General features: G+C 58.4%; 19 protein-coding genes. 1 reads left to right on the top strand and 18 read right to left on the bottom strand.

Features of this window, described 5'->3' with window-relative positions; all coding sequences use genetic code 11:
• Positions 1 to 109 precede the first annotated feature (109 nt).
• From C8C94_RS23415 to C8C94_RS23335, 17 genes are all read right to left on the bottom strand, one after another.
• Positions 110 to 904, bottom strand: a complete 795-nt coding sequence (locus C8C94_RS23415; protein WP_055399252.1) for a VacJ family lipoprotein — start codon at positions 902 to 904, stop codon at positions 110 to 112.
• Positions 901 to 1,389 (bottom strand): outer membrane lipid asymmetry maintenance protein MlaD, encoded by a 489-nt coding sequence (gene mlaD, locus C8C94_RS23410; RefSeq protein ID WP_121422428.1) that lies wholly within the window; start codon positions 1,387 to 1,389, stop codon positions 901 to 903. Before mlaD ends, C8C94_RS23415 begins: the two co-directional genes overlap by 4 nt.
• Positions 1,390 to 1,424: 35 nt before the next feature.
• A complete protein-coding gene (gene mlaE / locus C8C94_RS23405; protein ID WP_055399256.1) occupies positions 1,425 to 2,207 on the bottom strand; it encodes a lipid asymmetry maintenance ABC transporter permease subunit MlaE in 783 nt (260 codons plus the stop codon).
• Positions 2,204 to 3,022, bottom strand: a complete 819-nt coding sequence (locus C8C94_RS23400) for an ABC transporter ATP-binding protein (RefSeq protein WP_121422427.1) — start codon at positions 3,020 to 3,022, stop codon at positions 2,204 to 2,206. The genes mlaE and C8C94_RS23400 overlap by 4 nt, the downstream gene beginning before the upstream one ends.
• Before the next feature lie 401 nt (positions 3,023 to 3,423).
• Positions 3,424 to 4,902: a glutamate synthase subunit beta gene (locus tag C8C94_RS23395; protein WP_121422426.1), complete on the bottom strand. Its 1,479-nt coding sequence runs from the start codon at positions 4,900 to 4,902 to the stop codon at positions 3,424 to 3,426.
• Between the two features lie 48 nt (positions 4,903 to 4,950).
• Positions 4,951 to 9,684, bottom strand: a complete 4,734-nt coding sequence (locus C8C94_RS23390; RefSeq protein WP_121422425.1) for a glutamate synthase-related protein — start codon at positions 9,682 to 9,684, stop codon at positions 4,951 to 4,953.
• A gap of 180 nt (positions 9,685 to 9,864) precedes the next feature.
• Complete coding sequence (locus tag C8C94_RS23385; protein WP_121422424.1) at positions 9,865 to 10,563, bottom strand: transposase; 699 nt, start codon at positions 10,561 to 10,563, stop codon at positions 9,865 to 9,867.
• A gap of 84 nt (positions 10,564 to 10,647) precedes the next feature.
• Positions 10,648 to 11,604 (bottom strand): SAM-dependent methyltransferase, encoded by a 957-nt coding sequence (locus C8C94_RS23380; RefSeq protein ID WP_121422423.1) that lies wholly within the window; start codon positions 11,602 to 11,604, stop codon positions 10,648 to 10,650.
• Positions 11,604 to 12,233 (bottom strand): DUF1415 domain-containing protein, encoded by a 630-nt coding sequence (locus tag C8C94_RS23375; protein ID WP_121422422.1) that lies wholly within the window; start codon positions 12,231 to 12,233, stop codon positions 11,604 to 11,606. The genes C8C94_RS23380 and C8C94_RS23375 overlap by 1 nt, the downstream gene beginning before the upstream one ends.
• Positions 12,234 to 12,304: 71 nt before the next feature.
• A complete protein-coding gene (locus C8C94_RS23370; protein WP_121423048.1) occupies positions 12,305 to 13,474 on the bottom strand; it encodes a deoxyguanosinetriphosphate triphosphohydrolase in 1,170 nt (389 codons plus the stop codon).
• Positions 13,475 to 13,548: 74 nt separating this feature from the next.
• The gene (gene aroB, locus C8C94_RS23365; protein WP_121422421.1) at positions 13,549 to 14,652 is read right to left on the bottom strand and encodes a 3-dehydroquinate synthase; all 1,104 of its coding nucleotides are present in this window, start codon (positions 14,650 to 14,652) and stop codon (positions 13,549 to 13,551) included.
• 438 nt (positions 14,653 to 15,090) lie between these two features.
• Complete coding sequence (locus C8C94_RS23360; protein ID WP_121422420.1) at positions 15,091 to 16,623, bottom strand: putative Ig domain-containing protein; 1,533 nt, start codon at positions 16,621 to 16,623, stop codon at positions 15,091 to 15,093.
• 23 nt (positions 16,624 to 16,646) lie between these two features.
• Complete coding sequence (gene pilQ, locus C8C94_RS23355; protein ID WP_121422419.1) at positions 16,647 to 18,788, bottom strand: type IV pilus secretin PilQ; 2,142 nt, start codon at positions 18,786 to 18,788, stop codon at positions 16,647 to 16,649.
• Complete coding sequence (locus C8C94_RS23350; protein WP_121422418.1) at positions 18,785 to 19,327, bottom strand: pilus assembly protein PilP; 543 nt, start codon at positions 19,325 to 19,327, stop codon at positions 18,785 to 18,787. Before C8C94_RS23350 ends, pilQ begins: the two co-directional genes overlap by 4 nt.
• Entirely contained in the window at positions 19,324 to 20,004 is a 681-nt protein-coding gene (locus C8C94_RS23345; RefSeq protein WP_121422417.1) for a type 4a pilus biogenesis protein PilO, read from the bottom strand. The genes C8C94_RS23350 and C8C94_RS23345 overlap by 4 nt, the downstream gene beginning before the upstream one ends.
• Positions 20,005 to 20,006: 2 nt before the next feature.
• Positions 20,007 to 20,615, bottom strand: coding sequence for a PilN domain-containing protein (locus tag C8C94_RS23340; protein WP_121422416.1), 609 nt, complete (start codon positions 20,613 to 20,615; stop codon positions 20,007 to 20,009).
• The gene (locus tag C8C94_RS23335) at positions 20,612 to 21,691 is read right to left on the bottom strand and encodes a pilus assembly protein PilM (RefSeq protein WP_121422415.1); all 1,080 of its coding nucleotides are present in this window, start codon (positions 21,689 to 21,691) and stop codon (positions 20,612 to 20,614) included. Before C8C94_RS23335 ends, C8C94_RS23340 begins: the two co-directional genes overlap by 4 nt.
• Positions 21,692 to 21,958: 267 nt before the next feature.
• Between C8C94_RS23335 and C8C94_RS23330 the strand changes: the two genes are divergently transcribed.
• The gene (locus tag C8C94_RS23330) at positions 21,959 to 24,352 is read left to right on the top strand and encodes a penicillin-binding protein 1A (protein WP_055399278.1); all 2,394 of its coding nucleotides are present in this window, start codon (positions 21,959 to 21,961) and stop codon (positions 24,350 to 24,352) included.
• 58 nt (positions 24,353 to 24,410) lie between these two features.
• On the opposite strand, the gene cyaY is transcribed toward C8C94_RS23330, so the two are convergent.
• Positions 24,411 to 24,740 carry an iron donor protein CyaY gene (cyaY, locus tag C8C94_RS23325; protein ID WP_121422414.1) on the bottom strand — a complete coding sequence of 110 codons (330 nt, stop codon included), beginning with the start codon at positions 24,738 to 24,740 and terminating at the stop codon, positions 24,411 to 24,413.
• Positions 24,741 to 24,744 lie beyond the last annotated feature (4 nt).

The raw sequence follows: 24,744 nt of genomic DNA, 5'->3' as shown, positions 1-24,744 counted from the left end.
GTGGCCGCAGAAACAACGCATGCGTCGCGGGCGTTGCGGTGTGCAAGCAAGTGCAACACGATCGCCCGCGCTATGGCCGCCATCGGCGGGCAGCCCCCTGGAAATCACCTCAACGGGGAGGCTCTTGCGGCAGCACGCCGTCGTTGCCGTCTTTGCCATCCGAGCCCTTGCTGTTCTGGGGCTCGCCAGCCTGGCTGCGCACCTGCAGGAAAACGTCCCGCGTGAAGCTGTACTTGTCCAGCGCGGCACTGTCGAGGACGGAGCTTGCCCGCAAAAGATTGGCGCGCGTGTCCACCACCCGCAGTGCATACAGCGTGTTCCGGGCCGAGACCGGGTCCACATAGCTCACCACGTTGCCTTTCATGTCCACCGGCAGCGCAAAGGTGTCGCGCACCGTGGACGGGCCGAGAACCGGCAGCACCAGGTAGGGGCCGGTTCCCACGCCCCATCGGCCCAGCGTCAGGCCAAAGTCCTGCTTGTAGCGGTCTATGCCCAGCTCGCTGGCGATATCCAGCACCCCGCCGAGACCCATGAAGGTGTTGACATTGACGCGCATGAACGTCGAGGCGGCGGCCTCCGCGCGCAGCTGCAGCACGTTGTTCACAAACGACCAGACATCGCCGATGTTGGCGAAAAAGTTGCTCACCCCCGTGCGCACGGGGGCGGGCGCGATGTCCTGGTAGGCAATCGCTACCGGCTTGAGCACCATGGCATCAACTTGCTCGTTGAAGTTGGTCATGCTCCGGTTGTAGGATTCCAGCGGATCACGCGGGTCAGGATTGGCCACGGTGGCACAGCCCGAAAGCAGCGCACCGGCCAACAGCAGCGCCGAACCGCCCAGCGCACGTGGCAAGCCCTGCTGCTTGGAGCCGGTGGGCAGGGTGGTTGTTTCAAAGTTCTTCATTTCTTGTCACCTGCCCCTGCGGGCTTACCGCCGTCTTCGGCTTTGCTGTAGAGAAACTGTCCAATGAGGTTTTCGAGCACCACGGCAGACTGGGTCGCGGTGACCATGTCGCCCGCAACAAGGTTCTTCTCGTCCGCCCCGGCCTCAATACCGATGTACTGCTCACCCAACAGGCCGCTGGTGAGAATCTTGAGGGAGCTGTCCTTGGGGAAAGCGTAGCGGTTTTCCATCGCCAGCGTCACCCGCGCCTGGTAGGTCTTGTCGTCGAACGTGATGGACTCCACACGCCCGACCACCACGCCCGCACCGCGCACCGCAGCCTGGGGCTTGAGCCCGCCGATGTTGTCAAAACGCGCCGTGATGCGGTAGCCGGACTGGAAATTCAGGCTCAGCAAATTGGCGGACTGGAGCGCCAGAAACACCAGCGCCAAGGCCCCCAGCATCACGAACAGCCCAACCCAGAGATCGTTTTTGGAGCGTTGCATTGTTTATTTCCTCTTCACTGCCAGCATCGCCAGCCTCAGATACTGAACATCAGGGCCGTGAGGACGAAGTCGAGCCCCAGCACGGCCAGGCACGCCATCACCACGGTGCGCGTGGTGGCACGCGACACGCCCTCGGGCGTGGGCTTGGCAGTAAAGCCCTGCAGCAGTGCCACAAAGGTGACGGCAACACCGAACACCACGCTTTTGAGCACCCCATTGCCCACGTCTTTCCAAACGTCCACGCCACCCTGCGTCTGGCTCCAGAAAGCGCCGGGGTCGATGCCGATCATGAGCACGCCCACGCTCCAGCCACCAATCACCCCCACCGCACTGAACACCGCCGCCAGCAGGGGCATGGTGATCACGCCGGCCCAGAAGCGGGGCGCCAGAATGCGCTGGACGGGGTCCACCGCCATCATTTCCATCGCGCTGAGCTGCTCGCCCGCACGCATCAAACCAATCTCGGCCGTCAGCGACGTGCCCGCCCGCCCCGCAAACAGCAAGGCGGTGACCACGGGCCCCAGCTCCCGCACCAGCGACAGCGTGACCAGAAGACCCAGCGCTTCTGCTGAACCGTAGCGCTGCAGCGTGTAATACCCCTGCAGCCCCAGCACCAGCCCTACAAACAGGCCGGACACTGCGATGATGGCCAGCGAGTAGTTGCCCAGAAAATGCACCTGGTCGCGCACCAGCGAAGGCCGCATGAAGGTGGCACCCACCATCCGCACCAGCCGTACAAAAAGACGCGCGCCCATGCCAATGTCGGCCAGCTTTTGGCGCACGGCAAAACCGACATCGGAGGGGTTGTACCAGCTCACCGTGCACGCCCTCCCACAGGTCCGAAGTCCTGGACCTCGTCAGGGCCAGGGTAATGAAAGGGTACCGGCCCTGTGGGCAAGGCATTGACAAACTGGTGGACCAGGGGGTCCGTGCTGGCACGCACCTCATCTGGCGTGCCCTGAGCAGCCACCACGCCAGCCCCGAGGATGATCACGTGGTCTGCCAGCCGGAAGGTTTCCTCCAGGTCGTGCGAGACCACGATGCTCGTGAGGCCCATGGCGTCATTGAGCTGGCGGATCAGCTGCGCCGCCGTTCCTAGGGAAATGGGGTCCAGCCCCGCAAAAGGCTCGTCATACATGACCAGCTCCGGGTCCAGCGCAATGGCACGGGCCAGAGCCACCCGCCGGGCCATTCCCCCCGAAATCTCGCTGGGCATGAGATCACGTGCGCCGCGCAGGCCCACGGCATGCAGTTTCATGAGGACCACGTCGCGGATCAGCGCTTCGGAAAGGTCGGTGTGCTCCCTGAGCGGAAAGGCCACATTCTCGAAAACACTCAGGTCAGTGAACAACGCCCCGAACTGGAACAGCATCCCCATCCGGCGACGGACGGCGTACAAGCCAGACGCATCAAGGCGACCCACGTCCTGCCCATCAAACAGGACTTCACCGCCCGAAGCCCGCTGCTGCCCCCCTATCAGGCGCAGCACCGTGGTCTTGCCCCCACCGGAGGCACCCATCAGCGCCGTGACCTTGCCACGCGGCACGGTCAGCGAAACGTCGCGCAGGATGTCGCGGTCTCCGTAGGAGAACGTGACATTGCGCAGTTCGGCAAGGAGGGAGGGGTCAGGCATGCAAAAAAGATTCAGGATTCCGGGTCATCAGTCACCACACAGTGATTCCTCGGGCCGCAGGAAGCCGCGATGGTAGCTCAAGATGCAAACATACATACATGTATGTTTGCATCTTGAAGCATCTGCATCATGAGATGGATGGTGGCTCAGACGCCATACAACCCCGGATTGACAGAACCCTCGATTGTGCCAATAAAGATGCGCAGACGTGGAAGGCGGGGCCATCCACCTGGACTGACGGGCGCGCGCCGGGTCCAGTCGGTGGCCTCGCCCAATAATGCGTCCGCCGCCCCTCCCCTCCCAACTTCCAGGGGCATATCCACCGATCGCTTTACGCCCTGACAAACCCGCCATGAAAAACGGCGCCGCAGCGCCGTTTCGATTGCATGTTCCGAAGCCGATCAGCGCGGCAGGTCTGAGTAGCCCATGAGGAACTCATCGACTGCACGCGCGGCCTGGCGGCCTTCGCGGATGGCCCAGACGACCAGCGACTGACCACGCCGAATGTCGCCGGCAGCGAACACCTTGGGCACGTTGGTGGCATAACCGCCATCGAAGTCGGTCGTGGCGCGGGCATTGCCCCGGGCATCCTTGTCCACGCCAAAAGCTTCCAGCACGGCAGCCACCGGGCTCACGAAGCCCATGGCCAGCAGCACCAGATCGGCCTTCAGGATCTTCTCAGACCCGGCCACCTCGACCATCTTGCCGTCCTTGAACTCCACGCGCACGGTCTTGAGGCCGGTGACCTTGCCCTTTTCGCCGATGAACTCCTTGGTGGAGATGGCGAACTCGCGCTCGCAACCCTCTTCGTGGCTGGAGCTGGTGCGCAGCTTGATCGGCCAGTAAGGCCAGGTCAGCGGGCGGTTTTCCTCTTCGGGCGGCTGGGGCATCAACTCAAACTGGGTGACGCTCACGGCGCCATGGCGGTTGCTGGTACCCACGCAGTCGCTACCGGTGTCGCCGCCACCAATCACGATGACGTGTTTGCCATCGGCGCGCAACTGGCCCTTGAGCTTGTCGCCCGCGTTGACCTTGTTCTGCTGGGGCAGGAACTCCATGGCGAAGTGGATGCCATCGAGGTCGCGGCCGGGCACGGGCAGATCGCGCGATTGCTCAGCGCCACCGGTCAGCAGCACGGCATCGAACTCCTTGTTCAACTGCTCGGGCGTGACGGTTTCCTTGGCCCAGTTGGTGACCTTGGAATCTTTGCCCAGTCCGTCCTTGGCGGCGCCCACTAACACGCCGGTGCGGAAGACCACGCCTTCGGCTTCCATCTGCTTGACGCGGCGGTCAATGTGCGACTTCTCCATCTTGAAGTCCGGAATGCCGTAGCGCAGCAGCCCGCCCACGCGGTCGTTCTTTTCAAACAGCGTGACGCTGTGGCCAGCGCGCGCGAGTTGCTGTGCTGCCGCCATGCCCGCAGGGCCAGAGCCCACCACGGCCACCTTCTTGCCCGTTTTGTGCTTGGCAACGCGTGGCTGTACCCAGCCCTCCTCCCACGCACGGTCAATGATCGCGTGCTCGATGGACTTGATGCCCACGGCGTCGTCGTTCACATTGAGCACGCAGGCGGCCTCGCAGGGTGCGGGGCAGATGCGACCGGTGAACTCGGGGAAGTTGTTGGTGCTGTGCAGCACCTCGATCGCGCTCTTCCAGTCCGCGTGGTACACCAGATCGTTGAAGTCCGGAATGATGTTGTTCACCGGGCAGCCGTTGTTGCAGAACGGAGTGCCGCAGTCCATGCAGCGCGCGCCTTGCACCTTGGCCTGGCTTTCATCCAGCCCGATGACAAATTCCTTGTAATGCTTCAAGCGCTCGGGCACAGGCTTATAGCCCTCTTCGATGCGCTCGTATTCCATGAAGCCGGTAGTTTTTCCCATGACGATGTCCTTGTTTATGAATACTGTGCGAAAGTGGGTGACGTCGCCTTACTTGGCGGGTGCCACTTCTTTTTTGGTAGCAGCTACCGCCGGTGTAGCGGACTCCTCCAGCACTTTTCGTTCATAAATTTCAGCCAACGCACGCTTGTACTCGGTCGGGAAGACCTTGACGAACTTGCTGCGCGATGCGGCCCAGTTGTCGAGCAGCTCGCGTGCGCGCTTGCTGCCAGTCCAGCGGTTGTGGTCTTCCAGCAGCTTCTTGAGCTGGGCTTCGTCGGTCTGTCCGTTGTGCCAGATCGAGCGTGGCACCGTGGCTTCCTGCTCGGTGGCGGGCAGGATGCGCTCCAGCGTCACCATGGACATGTTGCAGCGGGTGTCGAACTGACCGTCTTCGTCGTACACGTACGCCACGCCGCCGCTCATGCCCGCCGCGAAGTTGCGGCCGGTCTTGCCCAGCACCACCACGGTGCCCCCGGTCATGTATTCGCAACCGTGGTCGCCCGTGCCCTCCACCACTGCGGTGGCGCCCGACAGGCGCACGGCGAAACGCTCACCGGCAACGCCGCTGAAGAAGGCTTCGCCCGTGGTGGCACCGTACATCACGGTGTTGCCCACGATGGTGTTGCGCACGGCGTCACCGCGGAAATCGATGCTGGGGCGCACGACCACGCGGCCTCCCGACAGACCCTTGCCCGTGTAGTCGTTGGCGTCGCCGATCAGGTACAGCGTGATGCCGCGCGTGAGGAACGCACCGAACGACTGGCCGCCCGTGCCTTCGAGCTGGATACGGATGCTGTCGTCGGGCAGGCCTTCGGGGTGCACGCGGGTGACAGCGCCGGACAGCATGGCGCCGACCGAGCGGTTCACGTTGCGCGCCACCTCGATGAACTGCACGCGCTCGCCCTTTTCAATGGCGGGCTTGCTGCGCTCGATGAGCTTGCGGTCCAGCGTGTGCTCGATGTTGTGGTCCTGCACATCCACATGGAAGCGCGGCACATCGGCGGGCACGTTGGGCTGGGCGAACAGGCGGCTGAAGTCCAGGCCCCGTGCCTTCCAGTGTTCCAGTCCCTGGCGCATGTCGAGCAGATCGGTGCGGCCGATCAGGTCGTCGAACTTGCGAATGCCCAGTTGGGCCATGATCTGGCGCACTTCTTCGGCGATGAAGAAGAAATAGTTCACCACGTGCTCGGGCTTGCCCGAGAACTTCTTGCGCAGTTCGGGGTCCTGGGTGGCCACGCCCACGGGGCAGGTGTTCAGGTGGCACTTGCGCATCATGATGCAGCCTTCCACCACCAGCGGAGCCGTGGCAAAGCCGAACTCGTCCGCGCCCAGCAGCGCACCAATGGCAACGTCGCGGCCCGTCTTCATCTGGCCGTCGGCCTGCACGCGGATACGGCCACGCAGGCGGTTCAGCACCAGGGTCTGCTGGGTTTCGGCCAGGCCGATTTCCCACGGACCGCCCGCGTGCTTGATGGACGACCAGGGCGAAGCGCCCGTGCCGCCGTCATGCCCCGCGATCACCACGTGGTCGCTCTTGCACTTGGCCACGCCTGCGGCGATGGTGCCCACGCCCACTTCAGAGACCAGCTTGACGCTGATGCCTGCGTGCGGTGCCACGTTCTTCAGATCGTGGATCAGCTGGGCCAGATCCTCAATGGAGTAGATGTCGTGGTGCGGCGGGGGCGAGATCAGGCCCACGCCGGGCACGCTGTGGCGCAGCTTGCCGATGTAATTGGAGACCTTGCCACCCGGCAGCTGACCACCCTCGCCGGGCTTGGCACCCTGGGCCATCTTGATCTGGATCTGGTCGGCCGACGACAGGTATTCGGCCGTGACACCAAAGCGGCCCGACGCCACCTGCTTGATGCGGCTGCGCAGCGAGTCGCCGTCCTGCAGGGGCAGGTCGACCTCAACGTTCTCGGCACCAATCACGCTCTTGAGCGTATCGCCCTTCTTGATCGGAATGCCCTTGAGTTCGTTGCGGTAGCGTGCGGCGTCCTCACCACCTTCGCCGGTGTTGCTCTTGCCGCCGATGCGGTTCATGGCCACGGCGAGCGTGGCGTGGGCCTCGGTGGAGATGGAACCCAACGACATGGCGCCCGTGGCGAAGCGCTTGACGATTTCCTTGGCGGGCTCGACTTCGTCGACCGGGATCGCCTTGGCGGGGTCGATCTTGAACTCGAACAGGCCGCGCAGCGTCATGTGGCGCTTGCTCTGGTCGTTGATCAGCTGGGCGTATTCCTTGTACGTGTTCCAGTTGTTGGCGCGCGTGCTGTGCTGCAGCTTGGCAATCGCATCGGGCGTCCACATGTGGTCTTCGCCCCGGGCGCGCCAGGCGTATTCGCCACCGGCGTCCAGCATGGTCTCAAGCACGGGGTCGTCACCAAACGCCGCCTTGTGCATGCGGATGGCCTCTTCGGCGATCTCGAACACGCCGATGCCTTCCACGCGGCTGGCGGTGCCGGTGAAGTACTTGCCCACGGTTTCGGTGTTCAGGCCGATGGCCTCGAACAGCTGCGCGCCGCAGTAGCTCATGTAGGTGCTTACACCCATCTTGGACATGATCTTGGACAGGCCCTTGCCGATCGCCTTGACGTAGTTGTAGATGGCCTTGTCGGCCGACAGGTCGCCGCCCAGGTCCTTGTGCATCTCGGCCAGGGTTTCCATGGCCAGGTAGGGGTGCACGGCCTCGGCGCCGTAGCCCGCCAGCACGGCAAAGTGGTGCACTTCGCGCGCGGTGCCCGTCTCGACCACCAGGCCGGCCGTGGTGCGCAGGCCCGCTCCCACCAGGTGCTGGTGGATGGCGGACAGCGCCAGCAGCGCAGGGATTGCCACCTGGGTAGCGCTCACGGCGCGGTCGCTCACGATCAGGATGTTGGCGCCGCCCTTGATGGCATCCACAGCCTGCGCGCACAACGAGGCGAGCTTGGCTTCCACCCCCTCACGGCCCCAGTTCAGTGGGTAAGTGATGTCGATGGTCACGCTCTTGAACTTGCCTTGCGTGTACTTTTCGATGTCGCGCAGCTTGGCCATGCCGGCAAAGTCGAGCACGGGCTGGCTCACTTCGAGCCGCATCGGCGGGTTGACCTGGTTGATGTCCAGCAGGTTCGGCTTGGGTCCAATGAAGCTGTTGAGCGACATCACGATGGCTTCGCGGATCGGATCGATCGGCGGGTTCGTCACCTGGGCGAACAGCTGCTTGAAGTAGTTGTACAGCGGCTTGTTCTTGCCCGACAGCACAGCCAGCGGACTGTCGTTGCCCATCGAGCCAATGCCTTCTTCACCATTCTTGGCCATGGGCGCCATCAGGAACTTGATGTCTTCCTGCGTGTAACCGAAGGCCTGCTGGCGGTCGAGCAGCGGCAGATCGGCAGGCTGCGGTGCGGCCACTTGCGCGCCCGCGTCAATGCTGTCGAGCTTGATCCGCAGGTTTTCGATCCACTGCTTGTAGGGCTTGGTGTTGACGATGTTGGCTTTTAGTTCGTCGTCGTCGATCATGCGGCCTTGTTCCAGGTCGATCAGGAACATCTTGCCGGGCTGCAGGCGCCACTTGCGCACGATCTTGTTCTCGGGCACCGGCAGCACGCCCGACTCGGAGCCCATGATGACCAGATCGTCATCGGTGATGCAGTAACGCGAGGGGCGCAGGCCATTGCGGTCCAGCGTGGCGCCGATTTGGCGTCCGTCGGTGAACACGATGGAGGCCGGGCCATCCCACGGCTCCAGCATGGCGGCGTGGTATTCATAGAAGGCGCGGCGGCGCTCGTCCATGGTGGTGTGCTGCTCCCAGGGCTCGGGGATCATCATCATCACGGCCTGGCTGATGGGGTAGCCAGCCATGGTCAGCAGTTCGAGGCAGTTGTCGAACGTGGCGGTGTCGGACTGGTCGGCGAAGCTGATGGGGTAGAGCTTTTGCAGGTCGGCCGCGAGCACAGGCGAGGCCATTACGCCTTCGCGCGCCTTCATCCAGTTGTAGTTGCCCTTGACGGTGTTGATTTCACCGTTGTGCGCCACATAGCGGTAGGGGTGGGCCAGCGGCCACTCGGGGAAGGTGTTGGTGGAGAAACGCTGGTGCACCAGACCGATGGCCGAGACGCAGCGCTCGTCGGACAGGTCCTTGTAGTACACGCCCACCTGGTCGGCCAGCAGCAGGCCCTTGTAGACCACGGTGCGGCTGGACATGGAGGGAACGTAGTATTCCTTGCTGTGCTTGAGTTTCAGGGCCTGGATGTTGGCGCTGGCCGTCTTGCGGATCACGTACAGCTTGCGCTCCAGCGCGTCCTGCACGATCACGTCGTTGCCGCGGCCGATGAATACCTGGCGCAGGATGGGCTCCTTCTTGCGCACAGTGGGGGACATGGGCATGTCCACATTGACCGGCACATCGCGCCAGCCCAGCAGTACCTGGCCTTCGGCCTTGATGGCGCGCTCCATCTCTTGCTCACAAGCCAGTCGCGAGGCGTGCTCCTTGGGCAGGAAAATCATGCCCACGCCGTATTCGCCCGCTGCTGGCAAGGTTACGCCTTGCTTGGCCATCTCTTCGCGGTACAGCGCGTCAGGGATCTGGATCAGGATGCCGGCGCCGTCGCCCATCAGCGGGTCGGCACCCACCGCGCCACGGTGGTCGATGTTTTCCAGAATCTTCAGAGCCTGCGTCACGATGTCGTGGCGCTTGATGCCCTTGATGTGGGCCACAAACCCGAGGCCGCAGGCGTCGTGTTCGTTACCCGATGAATACAAACCGTGTTGTTGCAGATGCTGGATCTCGGCAGCCGTGGTCATGGCGCACTCCTATATTTTTCGCAGGGAGTGGAAGATTAGTGCATTGCAACATCTTTTGGCAAGAAAATTAATTAGGGTCAGATTCTTAATTTACGAATAAAAATTGAATTTCATTTTATATTGGGGACATATCAAATTTAATAGCAATCAACCCAACAACAGAAAGCGCTAATGCCATATTTATTCAGACGTTTTGCGAAGCGCCGGCCTACCGGCTTGTCCCTGGGTTACCCGGCGCGTTGTGTGCTTTTGCAACTCTTGAACAAATTCAGCGTCGCCCAGCGCCCAACCACTGAGTGCGGATGACGTCAGCACAGTCTGCTCCTGCGAGCCGATGCCCGCCTGCACCAGCGCGGCATACGCCGCCTCGCGCGCAAACGGCGTGTTGCCCAGCGCCCAGTACAAAGCATGCGGTGTGAGCAAACGGTCATGGCGCAGTCCCAGCCAATGGGCATGGCTGGACCACGGGTAGTCGCCAGGCTGCGCCACCTGCCCGGCCCGCACCGGGTTCAGATCAAGGTAGACCATGCAAGGCAGGAGATACCGCTCGGGCTGCAGCACAGTGGAACGATAGCGCCCCTCCCACAGGGTGCCCGTACGGGCGTGGCGCCGGTTGAAATACTGCACGTAGCGCCGCCCTACCGCCTGCATCATCTGCGGAAGGCCGTCAGCAGTAGTGGGCGTGGCCAGCAGGTGAAAGTGGTTGTCCATCAGCACATAGGCATGCACAGCAACACCAAATTTCTGTGCATTGTCTGCCAGCAGCGAAAGCATGGTCTCGAAGTCTTCGCGGTCCGCGAAGATGCTTTGGCGGTTGTTTCCGCGCTGGATGACGTGGTGCAGATGACCCGGCAGGGTCAGGCGCGGCAGGCGGGCCATGGATGTGGATGGGAGCTAGGGGGAGGATGATCATAAATCCGTCCCCGATTTCTTCTCACCCCGGCAACAACGTACGGCGCGACGTCAGTCCGGCACCAATTCCAGGGCAACCTGGGTATCGCGAGCCTCCGGCTTCAGACCAAAGCGAGCCCCCAGCGCCTTGTCGAGGCCAAACTCTTCGAGAATGGCGCGCAGGCGCTCCGAGGCGCTGCGCTTTTTCTGTCCCGTGTAGCGGGCAATGATCAGCTCATTCTTCATGCTGTGCTCCCAGCCTACCAGCTCCGTCACGGTGACCTGGTAGCCACTCGCCTCGAGGTACAGGCAGCGCAGCACATTGGTGACCTGGCTGCCCAGTTCGCGCGTGTGCAGCGGGTGGCGCCACAGCTCGGCCAAGGGCGTGCGCGACAGCTGCAAGGCCTTGCCCTGCCGCAGGCAGGCGGCCATCTCAGCCTGGCAGCACGGCACCAGCACCATCGCCCGGGCCTGTTTCTGCAGGCCGAAAGCAATGGCATCGTCCGTGGCGGTGTCACAGGCATGCAGGGCGGTGACCACATCGATCCTGGCTGGCAATTCATCTGCACCGGTGGATTCCGCCACCGACACATTCAGGAACGACATGCGTTCAAAGCCCAGCTTCTGCGCCAGCAGGCGGGATTTGTCCACCAGCTCGGCGCGCGTTTCCACCCCGTAGATGTGCCCGTGCCCCAGGGCCTTGAAGTACAGGTCGTACAGGATAAAACCCAGATACGACTTGCCCGCCCCATGGTCTGCGAGCGTCGGCCCCTGGTCGGTGGTGGCAAGCTCCGTGAGCAGCGGCTCGATGAAGTTGAACAGGTGGTAGACCTGCTTGAGCTTGCGCCGCGAGTCCTGATTCAGGCGTCCATCGCGCGTGAGGATGTGCAGTTCCTTGAGCAGTTCTATCGACTGGCCCGGCCGCAGTTCGGAAAGCTCCGCAGACTCGGCCTTGGAGGCGGCCGCCTTCGGGCGGGAAGCATGTGGCTGCTGCACGCGGGCTGCAGAGAGGTCTTTGGTCTTTCTCATCATCGAACGTCCTGGTTCGCTTCCGGCAGCGATGGCGTGCCAGCGCTGGGGCCCACATCCAGCGCAGACCAGCCCTGCATGCCCAATGCCTGCAGCACCTCGATATTTCGCTCAAAAATTGTTTCCGCCTCCGGAAACACCTCCACGGCGCGGTCGATGCTCTCCTCCCGCAGCAGATGCAGTGTGGGGTAAGGCGAACGGTTGGTGCAGTTGGTCACGTCATCCACATCGGTGCCCGCAAACTGAAACTGGGGGTGAAAACTCGCGATCTGCAGCGTGCCGTCGAGCTCCATGGCCTCCAGCAGTGCCTCCGCATCTCCCAGAAAATCGTTGAAATCAAGAAAATCCTGGAGGCAGTGAGGGAGTATCAGCAAGGTGGTGTCCCGCGTTTCGGCAGGGGTCGCCACCAGGGCGGACAGCTCACTGCGCAGAAGAGCCAGCACGTCCGTCAAGTCTTCGGTCAGCGCGACCACGTAGTGAATCTGCCCTTTGACATGAACACCCTTGGCAAAAGGGCACAGGTTGAGCCCGATCACAGCTCGCTCCAGCCAACGGACGGTGTTGCGAACGAACAAATCGGCAGGCTCCGAAGAGGCCGCCGAGGCCGTAAAGGGGGGGGAGGAAGTCATGAAACGGGCGCACGGGGCGCGAAGAAGTGCGGGGTTGATTTTACCGGGCGCCCTGCCCGCCCCCACAGCCGCTAGTCGAAAAGCCGCCGTCCCGTCAGGCGCTCATGCTCCCGCGCTGCAAACCGGTCTGTCATGCCCGCAATGAAATCCGCCACAGCCCTTGCCCGCAGCGGGCCGCAATCCACAGAGGCCTGCTCGGCAAACGCCGCCTTCATTTCTTGGGGGGAGGCCGTGTACGCTGCAAACAGGTCGCGCACGACCTCCTGCGCACGTCCCGTGGTCTCCATGACGCGTGGATGGCGGTACAGGTTTTTAAAGAGGAACTGCTTGAGTTCCAGCGAGCGCGCACGCATGGCATCGCCAAACATCACGAGCGACGGCGATTGGCGCACGGCCTGCACATCAGTGGGCGCGTGCCTGGCCAGCGCTGCCTGCGTGGCATCAATCACGTCATAAACCTGCGCGCTGAGCATGCGCCGTATGGCTTCAAACAACAGGCGCCGCTGCAGGATCGGCTGCACAAGATCCGGGTACTCGGCCTGGGCCGCAGCGCGGTACTGGTCGAACAGGGGCACGTCCTGCAATTGCGCCAGCGTGATCAGCCCAGAGCGCACGCCGTCATCGATGTCGTGCGCGTTGTAGGCGATTTCATCGGCTAGGTTGCACAGCTGCGCCTCCAGGCTGGGCTGCTCCCGGCGCAAAAACCTTGCACCGACGCCACCGGGCTCTTCCCGCTCCAACTGCTGTGCGTGTTGCCTGGAACAGTGCTTGAGCACGCCTTCACGCGTCTCGAAGGTCAAGTTCAGTCCATCGTACTGTGGATAACGCTCCTCCAGCTTGTCCACCACCCGCAAACTCTGCAGGTTGTGCTCAAAGCCCCCGTGCTCCGCCATGCACCCATGTAGCGCATCCTGGCCGGCATGTCCAAACGGCGTGTGCCCAAGATCGTGGGCCAACGAGATCGCTTCCACCAGGTCTTCGTTGATGCGCAAGGAGCGAGCGATGGACCGCCCCAATTGGGCGACCTCCAGCGAGTGCGTCAGGCGTGTGCGAAACAGGTCCCCTTCATGGTTGAGAAAGACCTGCGTCTTGTAGACCAATCGCCGAAATGCAGTGGAGTGCACGATCCGGTCCCGATCACGCTGGTATTCGGTCCGTGTCGGTGCCGGTGTTTCAGGGTAGCGCCGCCCCCTGGTCGCAGCAGGGTGGCAGGCGTACGGGGCCAGGTCAGAGATCGGAATCAAAATTGCCGCCAGCGCTTATCTATAAAGCGCAAATAGCTATACTATTTATAGCAATTGGTGACAAGCACCTTCTAGGCACAACAGGCATCAATCACTTCGCGCACCAGGCTGTCCGGTGCAGCGCGCACTGCCGCCTTGCCCGGGCCATCGATCACGACAAATCGGATCTCACCGGCTTCGGATTTCTTATCGATGCGCATCAGTTCCAAATAACGGCCGGCATTGTCTGCGGCGTCCAGAATGGGCCCCTTGGTGGGCAACCCCGCGCGCTGGATCAGCAGATTCAGGCGGGCCACAAACTCGCCGTCCACCAAGCCAAGCCTGCGAGAAAGCTCTGCCGCCATCACCATGCCGGCACCAACGCCCTCACCATGCAGCCACACGCCATAACCCATGCCAGCTTCAATGGCGTGCCCAAAGGTATGGCCAAAATTGAGGATGGCACGAAGGCCCGTCTCTTTTTCATCCTGGCCGACAACCCAGGCCTTGATCTCGCAACTGCGCCGTACAGCGTGCGCCAGGGCGTCGCGGTCGTGCGCGATCAGGGCATCCATATTCCGTTCCAGCCAATCAAAGAAGGCCATGTCCGAGATTGGTCCGTATTTGATGACCTCTGCAAGACCGGCACTGAACTCACGCGCTGGCAACGTATCGAGCACCGCAAGGTCGCACACCACCAACTGCGGCTGGTAGAACGCGCCAATCATGTTCTTGCCCAAAGGGTGGTTGATGGCCGTTTTGCCGCCCACCGAAGAGTCCACTTGGGCCAGTAGCGTGGTAGGTACTTGCACAAAAGGCACTCCCCGCATGTAACTGGCTGCGGCAAAACCCGTCATGTCACCAACGACCCCGCCGCCCAGCGCAAAGATGGTTGTCTTGCGGTCGCACGCGTTGGACAGCAGCGAATCAAAGATCCACTGCAATGTTTGCCAGTTTTTGTATTCCTCACCATCCGGCAGTCGCAGCTCATGAATTTGTGGATAGCGCCCAGCAAGCGCAATCCTCAAAGCATCTACATACAAAGGGGCTACCGTGGTGTTACTCACAATCAGCGCTGCGCTGGCCCGGGGCAAATCTGCATAGGAATCGGCATTGGCCAAAACTCCCCCCCCAATGAGGATGTGATAGCTGCGCTCAGCCAGTTCAATGGTGACTGCTTGATCAATCTGGGACATGAAGTGTTGTTACACGTTAAGTAATAAAAAAGCAGCGGCGCCAACGCCACACTATCCCAATTTTGCCTGCTTCACCTGCCTACCCAGCAAACTGAAGACTGAGGCAGTTAAGGTGCATACCACGCCACACCGCAAGCTATTGGTCGCCAGCTTGGTTGGCGAAGGGTAAGCCCAATTCCCATACCGAAGGACTCTTTCAAAGTGCCAGGAAATGCAAAATGCTCGACGTTGCGCATGGGGCTTCTTTGAACGTAGGCACTGACCCAGCGCGCCGGCCACAGCAAAGCGCTTGTGCCGTTGCCGATTGACTCTGCGGACATAGACGCGCGCCAGTTTCCACAACAAAAAACCCCGGCAAGCCGGGGTTAAAAATCAAATGCACCTAGCAATAAGGCATTGTCAGGTGCACTCTCTAAGCACGATGCAGCAACTTGGCGGCTACGGGCAGATGTAGTCGACAGGTTCCCCACCAGGAGGAACAGACCCAGCGCTCACCACAGTGATGCTAAACGTCCGCGTCACTTTCGACGCACCCTTTGTGGCAGTCACCAAGAATCTTTGTTCGCCACAGTTAGCCACCTTGGGTGTTCCATTGAGAACCCCGGCGGCACCGGTCGTGCCACTGGTCAGCCAAGACGGCAGACTAGTGAAACTCCAAGTCACATCGCTTACCGAAGCAACAAACGAGTAGGTAAAACTATTCCCAACAGGAATTGTTCCCAACGAGCAAACAGCAGTCGAGTTGCAATCACCGATTGCAAAGTCTTCCGGCAACCCGTTTACCACTTTAAGTTTGACTACAGCGGTCGCAGAAAGCTTGTTCTTGTCAACCACAGTAACTGTTGCACGGTAGTCACGTTCTTCTGCACTTGCGCTCACAGTGCCACTTAGCATGCCCGTACTTGCGTCAATAGCCAAACCGGCCGGTAGTCCAGTGGCGGACCAAACATAGGGAGGCAACCCACCACTGACGGTTAACAGCGCTGTAAATGGGACTCCCTTGGTTACGGTACCCAAATCCGCGTCAGCGAGCACTGGTGCACTCGTCAGCGCCTCCAACACTGAAATCGGTTGAATTGTCGTGATCGGGTCGATGATGCCATTGCTCACGTTGTTGTCAAAACGATCAGCCGTCAACTCCAGGAAAATTGCCCCGGTTTCGGTGCCACTAAGAAGGGAAAATGTGGCAACTCCGCCAATAGACGGCAATTGCAATATGCTGCCACTCTGTGCTCCAGAGACCAAACGCGCTCCCTGAGCTGCATCTGTACCAGACAGAATGCGAACCTGCACATTGGCCCCGGAAGCACTCGCAGTAGGCTGATTAGCATCATCCATCACAAATGCCTGCACCCCCATCTGATTCCGAAGACCATTCGCATTATTTTTGGTACCCAAATAGCCTGGGATCTGAGCCTCCATGCTTACATTAGCCGGTTTGCCGGTAGTACCACCCACAGCAATTGTGACGCTGGCTGACTTCTGCTGATTGTCACGCGGATCAGTCACAGAACACGTAATACGCGCAGTTCCGGCTTGATTCCCGGCATGAAAATGGAAAGAATTTCCACCAGAGTTCGCACCCAACGTGATGCTGCGGTAGGCGGCGGGAACCTTAATTTTCCCACCGTTTCCGTCATCGACTTCAACTTCGTGCTCCGGATCCCCATCCAGATAGTACAGCGATCCCGAATCCAACCCACCAGCCACATTGCAACCGAAAATATCTTCCCCACCCGGTATCAGCACACTACCCTTTCGTGCCTCAACATATAGCGTTGTGGTATACGGCCGATACGCACCTTTCCCAGGCCCGACACCTGCGATATTCAGAGGCAACAGAGTTTTTTCAGCCCGCAGAGTGATGGTGTAATTTTCCTGCGTCTCGCCCGCCCCACCACTACCGCCACCACCACATGCCGACAAAATTGCCGCTAGCGCAAGGGTTAAAAATTTAGAATTTTTCAACATTGCTCATCCATTCAATATAAAAATTAGCGAACCGCAGCACGCTCAGTGAGAACCTTCGGGGTAATGAAAATCAACATTTCTTGCTTATTGGCTTGCTTGGTTTTTGTTTTAAACAAATTACCAACACCGGGAATGTCACCCAAAAATGGCACCTTTGCCTCAGCATCATCCTCGAACAATTCAAAAATTCCACCAATTACGACCGTGCCGCCATTTTCAACCAGCACCTGGGTTTTAATATGCTTAGTATTAATAGCTCGCACATTCTGAAGAATTTCACCTGGACTATCTTTGTTTACATCAAGATCCAAAATGATATTACCCTCTGGTGTTATTTGGGGCAGCACCTCTAGTTTCAAAACTGCTTTCTTAAACGCGATAACCGTTCCGCCGTTTGGAGCCGTTACGGGATATGGAAACTCGGTTCCTTGCTCGATAGATGCTTTGGTTTGATCGGCTGTCACAACACGGGGGCTGGACACAATCTTACCTTTGCCGTCTGCTTCCATCGCAGATATTTCAAGATTCAAGAATCGGTTGGCGGCTGAGTTAAAGATTGATATGGCAAAACTAGCCGGATCGAATCCACCTTGAGCGCTCGCAGGAAGGTTAACAAAGGTACCCGAAGTGTTAGTGGCTCCACCAGCGCCAGACGAAGCTACCGCATTGTTATAACTAGTGCCGAACGCCATGCTATTCCCACCGCCGATGTTATACCCCCCAGTACCACCACGATTAGCACGCAAGTCCGTCCCACCCAATCGAACGCCCAAAGAGCGCCCGAAAGTATCAGATGCCTCAACAATTCTCGCTTCAATCATCACTTGCCGAACAGCGACATCTAGGGTCGAAAGCAACTGACGCACTTCTTCCAGTTTACTTGCAGTGTCAGTCACAAAAAGCTGATTGGTTCTAGGTTCTGCAATAGCGCTGCCTCGCTCCGACAGGAATCTATTTGAGGTAGCCCCAGATGCACCACCGCTCGTGGCCGTCAGTTGAGCAACCATATCAACCGCTTTTGCATAATTCATTTGGAACGCTTGCGTTCGAAGCGGCTCCAGCTTTTGAATAGCTAACGCAGCCTCGTAGTCTTTCTTCGTCCTGTCATCAATTTCATCTTTAGGTGCAATCCACAACACAGTGCCAGATTTTCGCATCCCCAAGCCTTTGGCCTCCATTATGATTTGAAGCGCTTGGTCCCAAGGCACATCTTTGAGACGCAATGTCAGCGAACCAGTGACGGTATCCGAGGTCACAATATTGAAATTGGTAAAATCAGCAATGACTTGCAAAAGTGACCGAACCTCAATATTCTGAAAATTCAACGATAACTTCTCCCCGCTATATCCAGGGCCTTGTGTTAACTTATTCAGGTCGACCTTCTTCTGCCGGATTTCAACCACGAATTGGCTATCACTTTGGTACGCGCTGTGCTCCCAATCACCAACAGGATCGATGGTCATGCGAACCCGCTCACCTTGCTGAACGGTGGTAATAGCTTGCACTGGCGTGCCAAAATCACCCACATCCAAACGCCGACGCAGTCCTTCCGGCAATGAAGATTTTAGAAAATCAACCACCAAACCTTTTCCCTGTTGACGAATATCAACGCCCACTTGGCTTGAGGGCAACATCACCACCACACGCCCAGAGCCATCCGCGCCTCGTCTAAAGTCAACATCTTTCAGTGTCTGAACATCAGAATTAGCAGGATCAGCAAACACTGGAGCCGACACCGCCTGAGTTGCTGAATTAGCAGACTGCACCGTCCCCAAAGAAATCAGGAGTGATTTCCCTTGAATTTCAGCCTGGTACGAAGTGGATTGCTTAAGATTCAAGACAACTCGGGACCGGTCACCGGCCTGCACCACATTGACTGACTTAACGTTGCCCTGATTCACTTCAAAAATATTTTTTCCAGTCGCATTGGATGCATCAGGAAAGTCTAAGGCAATGCGAGGAGGCGATTGGATGGAAAATCCTGTGGGCACAGATTTTAGCGGTTCAGAAAAATCAATACGAACCACGTCTACACCGTTTTGCACACTCCCTACTACAGATTGGACCACAACCTGTGCAAACACACCAATGGGCATCAATACAGCAAATGTGAATCCCGCTGCAATTTGACAAAACTTTGATGGATAAATTTTCAGGTATTTCATTTTTTGTCCTCTTGCAGATCGAGGGAGGCCGCACGTTCAATCCAATCACCAGTCGCATCTTGAGCAATTTCGCGCAACTGAATCGAATTCTCAGTAATTTTCGTTATTCGCCCGTAGTTTTGACCAATATAATTCCCAACTCGCACTTGATAAAGTAAATTATCAACTTTTAATAGTGCAGTCGGCGCACCCTTTTTATCAAGACTACCTACCATTGCCATTACATCCAGCGGATAAGCCTCCAGAGGTTCCTTTCGTCTGGCCATTTCTGGGGCGATTAAAGCGGCATTAGAGGCAGACTGGGTAGACTCTCGTCTCAACGCCTGTGTGAGCTTTATCGAGTTGAATGGCTCGACCCCTGAATCCATTGCATAGGTTTGAGGTAAAAATTGCTTGGGCTCAGTCAAAGGGGTAACTTTAGGTTTGGTTGTTGCCCGCAGCTCCGACATCCACTGACGCAATTCATCATCTCCCGAAGAACCACAACCGGGTAAACCAAGAGCAATCACTATTAATAGAATCAGTCTATGTGACGTCATTTTTTTTCGCCTTTCGCCACCTGCTTTTGAGCCTGAATCTCCTCAGGATCAAGGTATCTAAACGTACGGGCTGTAGCCTCCATAGTCAACGCTGCCCCATCTTTTTCTTTCCCTAGTGGAGCAATGGAAATATCGTTCAAAGTAACAATTCGCGACAGATGTGCAATATCAGATGCAAACGATCCCATGTCGTGGTATTTTCCAGTTACACGAACTTGAATAGGTAGCTCAGCATAGTACTCTTTAACAACCACTTGCCCTGGCCGGAACAAATCAAACTGCAAACTTCTACCAAGCCCAGCCTGATTGATGTCGGAGAGCAACGCAGCCATCTCGGCCTTGCTTGGCAGTTGCTTTTCCAGCTGAATCACGTATTGTTGGACCTGTTCTCGTTGACGCTTTAAAGCCTCCAAACTCACCGCTTTAATCAATTTCGCTTGATAGTCTTGGCGTAAGGTTTGCTCTGTAGCGATCTCGGTTTCAAGTTCGACTTCATACTCATTGATCTTGGCAAACCAGAGAACAACAGCCACCGCAATGGAAATAAAAAGACATACCAGAATTTTCGGAGCCACTGGCCACAAAGAGGGATCTTTGGGATCTAGATTCCGAAACTGTCGGGAAATACTCTCCTTCAAGGCAGAGAAATCAATATCTTTTTTTGATTTTTTTGCCATGTTTATTTCCCAATCGCGGCGCTAGCCGAGTCTTTGGCCTTTTGCGCTTCACCGGTACGCATCAGCCGGAACCGCAAATTGAACGTGGAAACTCGACGCTGGTCTCTGGACGACAAAGCAATATTGCTCGCCACAATTTCTACCAACTCCGGCTTTGACAGCCAAGGAGTGTTATCAGTCAAATTCCGAAGCATCTCAGAAACACGCTCGTTAGATTGGGCAACCCCCTGCATAGCGATTACTTGTTCAGTTTGCTTAATGCTTGTCACATACGCGCCTTCTGGTATCTGACGCACAAGCTCATTGAGCAAGTGAACAGGGAGATTTCGATCTGACTGAAGATCTTCCACAGCCTTCTGCCTAGCCCGCAAAGCCGCAATTTCGTCTTCTATGGTGGCAATTTCCTTGATTTGTTCTTCAAGGACCTTAATTTCACTTTGAAGAAAAGCGTTTCGCTCTTGCTGGGCGGTGATCATCATTTGAAACCACCAATACACTGCCCCAGCGATTGCCAGGCCAATCAGAAATGATGCAAACATCGTCGCCTGAAAGGCTTCCTTCCGACGTTTGCGCGCAGCTTCCCGGTGCGGAAGTAAATTGATCAGAATCACTGCAGGAACCTCCGCATGGCCAGACCGCACGAGGTCAGATAGGACGGCGCCTCACGCACCATTTTTTTCAAACGAACGGAACTTCCGATTTCCATACCATCAAAAGGATTGACTGCGCTGCACGCAAAGCCGGTCTGCTGGGTAACAGCCTCTGTCAGGCCTGGCAGTGGCGCGGAGCCACCCGCAAGCATGATGTGATCAACACGGTTATGGGGTGTACTGGTGAAGAAAAACTGCAAAGCTCGGCCGATCTCCTGGGCCATGCTGTCTACAAACGGCCGCAGCACAGCCGCTTGGTAGTCTTCTGGGAGGTCGCCATTTCGCTTTTTACTTTCCGCCTCTTCCACTGAGAAACCGTATTGACGGACGATCAATTGGGTCAGCTGCGCTCCTCCAAAAGCTTGGTCTCGGTCATAAAGAACTTCTTCGTTGCGGATAACCTGCATGCTGGTGGTAAGTGCTCCCACCTCAAAAAGCGCAACCATTGCGTCGACGCCTTTCTTGGGCAAGGCCTCAATGAGACGCCCCGCAGCCAATCGGGAGGCATGGGATTCAATGTCCACCACCACCGGCTTGAGGCCCGCGGCCTCTGCCAAACCCTGGCGGTCTTGGACCTTCTCTCGTCGAGATGCAGCAATGAGAACATCGACGTCTCCCGGCGCATTTTTGCTGGGGCCGATGACGCAGAAGTCCAAACTCACTTCGTCGAGCGAGAAAGGAATGTACTGATTGGCCTCCGACTCGACTTGAACCTCAAGCTCTTGTTCTGTCATGCCCCCTGGCAGCGTGATCTTCTTGGTGATGACGGCCGATGGCGGCAGTGCCAAAGCGACGTTCTTCGTGCGCGTTCCACTTTTTTTGACCAAGCGGCGCAGTGCGTCCGCAACCTCGTCGAATTTTTCGATGTTGCCATCCGTGATCCAGCCACGCTCCAGCGGTTCGATCGCGCAACGCTCCAGAACCAAGCCGCCTGCCTTATCGCGCCCAAGCTCCACCAGTTTGACACTGGAGGAACTGATGTCGATTCCCAGCAGCGGCGGAGACTGGCGACTGAACAAAGACCCCATTGAGCTCAAGATTGGTCCCCTGTAACTTGCCAAAATGAGGCAACAAAACTTAACACTTCACATGAATGCTATCAGTAAGATAGTTCTCCAGCAAAGATTTTTCCCCGCGTAACACTTGCGGAGCGTTGCCAAAAGCAGACGAATTTAGCCGCCCTTGCAACACCGTTTGGCAACGATGACGCACCTTTGGGCAGACGGGCACGGGCCGGGATTGTGATTTTCAGTGGGGTGCAGCGGACATTTTTATAATGGGCCGTCTTACCCCTCCGGAGCGATATGCCGCCCTCTTCATCGAAGTCCTCTGACAAGCAGGACTCTCCTTCCGCTCCCACCCGTCCCACCTGGCTCCGTTGGCTGGTGCGCGCCACGCTTTGGATGGTGGGCCTGGCGACTGCGGCCGCCGTGGGATTGGCTCTGACCATTGCAGTGGCGCTGGCGGTGGCCTATCCGAACCTGCCGGACATCTCTGATCTCGCTGACTATCGCCCCAAGTTGCCTTTGCGCGTTTACTCTGCCGAAGGCGCTTTGCTGGGCGAATTCGGCGAGGAGCGCCGCAATCTCACCCCCATTGGTGAAATCCCCAAAGTCATGAAGGACGCGGTATTGGCCATCGAAGATGCCCGCTTCTTCCAGCATGGCGGCGTTGACTACAAAGGCGTAATTCGCGCAGCCTTGGCTAATCTTGGCCGGGTAAAAAGCCAGGGCGCCTCGACTATCACAATGCAGGTGGCAAGGAATGTTTACCTCTCTTCAGAGAAAACATTTACACGCAAAATTTACGAAATCTTACTGACATTCAAACTCGAGCATTTACTGACCAAAGATCAGATTCTTGAGATTTACATGAATCAGATTTATTTGGGCAATCGTGCCTATGGATTTGCTGCGGCGTCAGAAGCCTATTTTGGCAAGCCCCTGAAATCAGTGTCCGTGGCTGAGGCGGCCATGCTTGCGGGTCTGCCCAAAGCGCCCTCTGCGTACAACCCCATCAGCAACCCCAAGCGGGCTCGCTCCAGGCAGCTTTACATCATTGAGCGCATGGAGGAAAACGGCTTCATCACCGCCGAGCAGGCGACAGATGCCAAGAAAGAAGAACTCAAGATCCGTACCGGCCCGGACAGTACCCGGATTCATGCAGAGTACGTGGCCGAGATGGCGCGCCAGCTGATCTTCACGCAGTATGGCAACGAGGCCTACACACGCGGGCTCAACGTCTACACGACACTTAACGCTGCGGAACAAGAGGCTGCGTATGCGGCGCTGCGCCGGGGCATCATGGACTACGAACGACGCCAGCAGTACCGCGGCCCGGAAAAGTTCGTGGTGTTGCCGACGGCGGCCCAGGAGGTGGAAGACGCCATTGACGACGCGCTGGCCAACCACCCGGACAACGGCGACGTCCTTTCTGCCGTGGTTCTGGAGGCCTCGCCGCGCAAGATCGTTGCGGCCCGCGCGAACGGCGACACACTGGAAATCACCGGCGATGGACTGAAGCCCGCACAGTCCGGCCTGAGTGACAAGGCCGCGCCCAACATCAAGATCCGCCGTGGAGCAGTGATCCGGGTGGTGAAAACACCCAAGAACGCCTGGGAAATTACACAGCTTCCCGAAGTCGAAGGCGCCCTGGTGGCACTGGACCCGCGCACTGGAGCCATCCGGGCGCTGGTCGGCGGATTTGATTTCGACAAGAACAAGTTCAACCACGCCGCACAGGCATGGCGCCAACCCGGGTCGAGCTTCAAACCCTTCATCTACTCAGCGGCACTGGAGAAAGGGTTCACGCCCGCAACGGTCATCAACGACGCCCCTCTGTTCTTTGATGCAGGGGTGACCGGTGGCCAACCATGGGAGCCCAAGAACTACGATGGCAAGTACGACGGTCCCATGAGCATGCGCACGGGACTGGCCAAGTCCAAGAACATGATCTCGATCCGCATCTTGCAGGCCGTCGGGCCGAAGACCGCGCAGGAGTGGGTATCCCGCTTTGGCTTCGATGCTGAAAAGCACCCGGCCTACCTCACCATGGCGTTGGGCGCGGGCTCCGTCACACCCCTGCAAATGGCTACGGCCTATTCCGTCTTTGCCAACGGCGGATACCGCGTGAACCCCTGGCTGATCACCAAGGTCACCGACCACAAGGGTCGCGTCATCTCTGAAACGACTCCGCCGGTCACCAGCGAACAACCGCGCGCCATTGATGCCCGCAACGCCTTCGTGATGAACAGCTTGCTGCAAGAGGTCACGCGCTCCGGTACCGCAGCGCGGGCGCAAGCAACTCTGAAGCGGCCAGACCTCTACGGAAAAACCGGGACCACCAACGATTCTGTGGACGCATGGTTTGCCGGATACCAGCCCACGATCGCTGCAGTGACCTGGATTGGCTACGACACGCCGCGTAACCTGGGAAGCCGCGAAACAGGGGGAGGCCTCAGCCTGCCGGTATGGATCAATTTCATGGAGCGTGCACTCAAGGGTGTTCCCGTCATGGAGCCCACAGTGCCCGCTGGCGTGGTCAATGTCGGTGGGGAATGGTTCTACGACGAGTACGCGCGCAACAGCGGCATTCCAAGTGTGGGTCTCGATGACCGATCCGCATCACCTGCTGTGGCTCCACAAGCGCCACCGCCCACCGAAGAGCGGAACCGCATCCTGGACCTGTTCCGCAACTGATGGCGTTGCGGACGCTCTTCCATCTACCTGAGAGACGTGCGCCACCCGGGAGGGTGGCTCACGCTGAAAACTGCAGTGGCAAACCCGCTTGGGCGGCTGCGTCGCGGCTCAGGCACTCAAAGAACTCGCCTGCTCCTTTGGTGTCCTGCCAGGCTTGGCCGTCAAACCGGTAGTGGTAACCACCGGACCGCGCGGCCATCCACACCTCGTGCAGAGGTTTTTGCAGATTGATCACGATCTGGCTGCGGTTGGGGAACGTCAATGTCACCATGCCCCCGGAGCGCTGGGCGTCCACATCGGCATCGGTCGCATCGTTGATGCGATCGCAGCTGCGCTCGACGGCAAGCAGCAGTTTTTCGGCGTGGTCCATGAATTCGAGGTCGGTCATTACA

Source organism: Acidovorax sp. 94, assembly GCF_003634645.1.
GTDB classification, from domain to species: Bacteria; Pseudomonadota; Gammaproteobacteria; order Burkholderiales; family Burkholderiaceae_C; genus Acidovorax; species Acidovorax facilis.
This window is presented reverse-complemented; position numbering and strand designations above follow the sequence as displayed.